This window comes from Stenotrophomonas sp. 05L44_2 (assembly GCF_056665995.1).
This window is the reverse complement of the sequence record NZ_JBFTNR010000282.1, coordinates 1-4,924: the sequence shown is the minus strand read 5'-3', so window position 1 is coordinate 4,924 and position 4,924 is coordinate 1. Positions and strand designations below refer to the sequence as shown.

Below are 4,924 nucleotides of genomic sequence, written 5' to 3'. Positions count from 1 at the left end.
TCTGCAATGCGCCCAGCAACGGCGCGGCGGCCGGGTCGGCGGCAGCGGCAGCCTGTGCGCTCGGCTGGGTAACCGCCGCCGGTGCCTGCGCGTCCTTGTCGCCACAGCCAGCAACGAGCAGGGTCAACAGCAGGCTGGGCAGAAGCAGGCGGAACGACGGCGCACGCGGCATGGCGGACTCGAACAAAGGGGAATGGTGTGCCGGCGATTCTAACGCCGCATGCGAAAAGCCCGCCTTGCGGCGGGCCTTTGCTGGGCCGGCCGGCCGGCGGCCGGCTCTACCCGTCGGCGCAGACGCGCCTTACTTTTTCTTGGCCGGAGCGGTGGCTGCCGTGGCCGGCACCGGATCGCTGCCGTGGCGCTTGGTCATCCACCACTGCTGCAGCAGGCCCAGTCCACCATTGACCACCCAGTACAGGACCAGGCCGGACGGCATGAAGGCCATCATGACGCCGAACACCAGCGGCATGAACTGCATCATCTTCTGCTGCATCGGGTCCATGCCCGGTGCCGGCGTCAGCTTCTGGGTGAACCACATCACCGCTACGTTGATCACCGGCAGGATGAAGTACGGGTCACGGGCGGTCAGGTCCTGGATCCAGCCGAACCAGGGCGCCTGGCGCAGTTCGACCGATTCCACCAGCACCCAGTACAGGGCGAAGAAGATCGGCATCTGGATGAGGATCGGCAGACAGCCGCCCATCGGATTGATCTTTTCCTTCTTGTACAGCTCCATCATCGCGGTCTGGAACTTCTGGCGGTCATCGCCATAGCGTTCCTTCAGCTGTGCGATGCGCGGCTGGAAGCGACGCATCTTGGCGCCACTCTTGTACTGCGTCGCCGACAGCGGGTACAGCACGATCTTCAGCAGCACCACCAGGCCGACGATGGCCCAGCCCCAGTTGCCCACCAGCTTGTGCACCTGGTTGAGCACCCAGAACAGGCCCTGGCCGATCACCGCCATCATCGAGAAGCGGCTGTAGTCGACCACACGGTCCAGACCCGGCACGTCTTCCTTGGCGATCAGGTTGACCAGCTTCGGGCCGACCCACAGGCGGGCCTCGGTGCTGGTGGACTGGCCCGGGGCCACGGTGAAGGCCGGGCCACGCGCTTCGATCAGGTCACGACCGGCCACCTGCGACAGCACGTAGTGGGCGGTCTGGTCCTTCTGCGGGATCCAGGCGGTGAAGAAGTGGTGCTGCAGCATCGCCAGCCAGCCGCCGGTGATGTTCTGGTTCAGCGCGCCATCGTCCAGGTAATCCTTGAACGCACGACGCTGGTACTTCTTGTCGTTGTCGTACCAGGTGGCACCGTTGAAGCTGAACGAGTCCGGGTTGGTCATGCTCCGCGACAGGATCGTCGGGCTGCGGTCCAGGGTGCGGTAGACGTAGCCGTTCCACGGCGCGGCGCCGGCATTGCTGACTTCATCCTTGAAGCGGATCGCATACTCGTTGCGGCCCACGATCAGGGTGCGCTTGATGGTCACGCCGTTGTCGGCGGTCCATACGAACGGAACCTGCAGTTCGTTCTGGCCCTTGGCCAGCACGAAGTCGCGGGTGTCACCGACCAGCTTGAAGCCGTCGGCACCCGGCACCGGGGTGTTCTTGTCTTCGCTGGCCCAGCCGCTGATCGCGCTGTAGGGATGCGCGGGATCTTCGGTCAGCAGGCGCACCGGCGGGCTGCCTTCGTCCTTGCTCTGCGGGAACTGCAGCAGTTCGGCGTCGAGCACGCGGCCGCCATCGAGCTTCAGGCGCAGCACGTCGGTGGTGATGGTCACGGTCTGTGCGGACGGGGTGGCGCTGGCCTGGGCCTGTGCAGCGGCCTGACCCGGGGCACCGGGAACCTGCGCGCTGGGGATGCTGCCCGGGGACGCGCCGGGGACGCTCTGGGCGGCGGCCGGGGCCGAGCTGGTCGTCGGCGCCGGGGTCGGGGCGGACTTCTCACGGCTCCACTCCATCCACAGCAGCACGGCCACCATCAGCCAGGCAAAGATCAGGAAAACACGGGTCTGGTTCATCAGCAGGCAGGCTCAGCGGGGCCGGGACGCGGTGCCGGCTCGGTGACGGAGGAAATGGCAATGCCATCAGGCGGCGGCATTGTGCCGTCCACGCCCGGCGCGGGCAATGCGCGCAGGCGCCGCAGCAGGCGCAGGAAGGCCTGGCGGATATCTTCGTTGCTGGCATGACGCGCAGCAGTACGAGCCACGACGACGAAGTCGCCTGGCTGTATGTCGGTTCGTGTCTGACGCAAGGCGTCGCGCAGGACGCGCTTGATCCGGTTACGCCCAACGGCGTGAGGATCGACCTTGCGGGAAACCGCCAGACCCAGCCTGGCCGGCCGGTCAGCCGGTAGCCAGTGCAGGGTCATCAGCGGATCGGACACACGGCGGGCGCCGTTGAAGACCGTTGAATATTCGGCACGCGTGCGAACCCGCGCAGAGCGAGGGAATCGCTTGCGCGGGTCTGCAGTATTCACTGTCGAATGGATTGCGTCTGCCGCTGGATGCGGCATGGCAATCAGGCGCTCAGGACTTTGCGGCCCTTGGCGCGGCGACGCGACAGGATCTTGCGGCCGTCAGCGGTCTTCATACGGGCACGGAAGCCGTGGTCGCGCTTACGCTTGAGGTTGCTGGGCTGGAAGGTGCGCTTGGTGGCCATGTGGGCCTCTCGTATGAATGGGACGGAAAGAACCGGAAATTTTAGAGAGGTGTCCCCCCTCCCGTCAACCCCTGTCTGCTACGCCAATTCACCGGGCTGTGCAATAGCTGTGGATCTTTTTGTGAATAAGTAGGGGACAAGCATTCCGAAGGCGGGCGCTCGGTGGTAGGCTGAGCCATCCATTTCCCCCCTTTCAGGCCTGTGTTTGGGCGCCTTTTCGCGCCTATGCATCGGCCACCGGACAATTATTGCTGATGGATGCCTGGTCACGTAGTCTCGAGCGACTCGAGGCGGAGTTCCCGCCCGAGGATGTTCACACCTGGTTGAAGCCGCTGCAGGCAGATCTGCGCGCTGACAGCCTGGTGCTGTATGCACCGAATGCCTTCATTGTCGATCAGGTGCGCGAACTGTACCTGCCGCGGATCCGCGAGCTGGTCACCCACTTTGCCGGTTTCGGCGACGTATTTCTTGAAATCGGCTCGCGTCCGCGGCCCGTGGACGCGCAGATCGCRCCGGTTTCCAGCCATTCGGCGCAGGCGCCGGTGCAGCCGCAGGTTCCCTTTGCCGGCAACCTGGACAACCACTACACCTTCGCCAACTTCGTGGAAGGCCGCAGCAACCAGCTGGGCCTGGCCGCAGCATTCCAGGCGGCGCAGAAGCCGGGCGACCGCGCGCACAATCCGCTGCTGCTGTACGGGGGCACCGGCCTGGGCAAGACCCACCTGATGTTCGCCGCCGGCAACGCGATGCGTCAGGCCAATCCGGCCGCCAAGGTGCTGTACCTGCGTTCGGAACAGTTCTTCAGCGCGATGATCCGGGCCTTGCAGGAAAAGACCATGGATCAGTTCAAGCGCCAGTTCCAGCAGGTCGACGCGCTGCTGATCGATGACATCCAGTTCTTCGCCGGCAAGGATCGCACCCAGGAAGAGTTCTTCCACACCTTCAACGCGTTGTTCGATGGCAAGCAGCAGATCATCCTGACCTGCGACCGCTATCCGCGCGAAGTCGAAGGCCTGGAAGCGCGCCTGAAGTCGCGGCTTGCCTGGGGCCTGTCGGTCGCCATCGAGCCGCCGGACTTCGAGACCCGCGCTGCGATCGTGCTGGCCAAGGCCCGCGAGCGTGGTGCCGAGATTCCCGATGACGTTGCGTTCCTGATTGCCAAGAAGATGCGCTCCAATGTGCGCGACCTCGAGGGTGCGCTGAATACCCTGACCGCCCGCGCCAATTTCACCGGCCGTGCGATCACCACCGAATTCGCCCAGGAAACCCTGCGCGACCTGCTGCGCGCTCAGCAGCAGGCGATCAGCATTCCCAACATCCAGAAAACCGTTGCCGATTACTACGGGCTGCAGATCAAGGATCTGCTGTCCAAGCGTCGGACCCGGTCGCTGGCCCGGCCGCGCCAGGTTGCCATGGCGCTGACCAAGGAACTGACCGAACACAGCCTGCCCGAAATCGGCGACGCCTTTGCCGGTCGCGATCACACCACGGTGCTGCATGCCTGCCGGCAGATCCGCACCCTGATGGAAGCCGACGGCAAGCTCCGCGAGGACTGGGACAAGCTGATCCGGAAGCTGAGCGAATGATGCACGTACGCCGATGAGGCGTCACCGCATAAAACGGTGCAGAATCCGGTAGCAAGCGCGGGACAGGGTGTGGATAAAAATGCCGTTGGATTTCCCGGAAGATTTATCCACAGCTTTCCCCACCCCTTGGGGGCTGGTAATGCAGAGGGTTTCGAAGCCTGAAACCCTTTTGTTTACAAAGACTTAGCTGTGTTTTCCAGCGATTCTGGCTCTACCAGCACCACCAAGCTTTTGATTTATTCCACATTTTTTTAAAGCATAGGGGCACGGAACCACATGCGTTTCACACTGCAGCGCGAAGCCTTTCTCAAGCCGTTGGCACAGGTCGTCAACGTGGTCGAACGCCGCCAGACCCTTCCGGTTCTGGCCAATTTCCTGGTGCAGGTGCAGAACGGCCAGCTGTCGCTGACCGGTACCGACCTGGAAGTGGAGATGGTGTCGCGGATCGCGGTTGAAGATGCCCWGGACGGCGAAACCACCATTCCCGCCCGCAAGCTGTTCGAGATCATCCGCGCCCTGCCTGATGGCAGCCGGATCACCGTCTCGCAGACCGGTGACAAGATCACCGTGCAGGCAGGACGCAGCCGCTTCACCCTGGCCACCCTGCCCTCCAACGACTTCCCGTCGGTGGACGAAGTGGAAGCCACCGAGCGTGTTGCGATCGGCGAAGCAACCCTGAAG

4 protein-coding genes and 1 pseudogene are annotated in these 4,924 nt (G+C 63.9%); 2 read left to right on the top strand and 3 right to left on the bottom strand.

From position 1 onward, the window contains the following. Nucleotides 1–301: 301 nt before the first annotated feature. From yidC to rpmH, 3 genes are read right to left on the bottom strand one after another with little or no spacing between them, the layout of a single operon-like run. Nucleotides 302–2,017 (bottom strand): membrane protein insertase YidC, encoded by a 1,716-nt coding sequence (gene yidC, locus AC1VAN_RS11340; RefSeq protein WP_025875582.1) that lies wholly within the window; start codon nucleotides 2,015–2,017, stop codon nucleotides 302–304. Then, nucleotides 2,017–2,511: a ribonuclease P protein component gene (rnpA, locus tag AC1VAN_RS11335; RefSeq protein ID WP_025875580.1), complete on the bottom strand. Its 495-nt coding sequence runs from the start codon at nucleotides 2,509–2,511 to the stop codon at nucleotides 2,017–2,019. Before rnpA ends, yidC begins: the two co-directional genes overlap by 1 nt. 5 nt (nucleotides 2,512–2,516) lie before the next feature. After that, complete coding sequence (gene rpmH, locus AC1VAN_RS11330; protein WP_006404565.1) at nucleotides 2,517–2,657, bottom strand: 50S ribosomal protein L34; 141 nt, start codon at nucleotides 2,655–2,657, stop codon at nucleotides 2,517–2,519. A gap of 254 nt (nucleotides 2,658–2,911) precedes the next feature. Between rpmH and dnaA the strand changes: the two genes are divergently transcribed. Then, nucleotides 2,912–4,243 carry a chromosomal replication initiator protein DnaA gene (gene dnaA, locus AC1VAN_RS11325; protein WP_025875573.1) on the top strand — a complete coding sequence of 444 codons (1,332 nt, stop codon included), beginning with the start codon at nucleotides 2,912–2,914 and terminating at the stop codon, nucleotides 4,241–4,243. Between the two features lie 276 nt (nucleotides 4,244–4,519). After that, a pseudogene (locus tag AC1VAN_RS11320) lies at nucleotides 4,520–4,924 on the top strand (DNA polymerase III subunit beta); the annotation flags it as partial.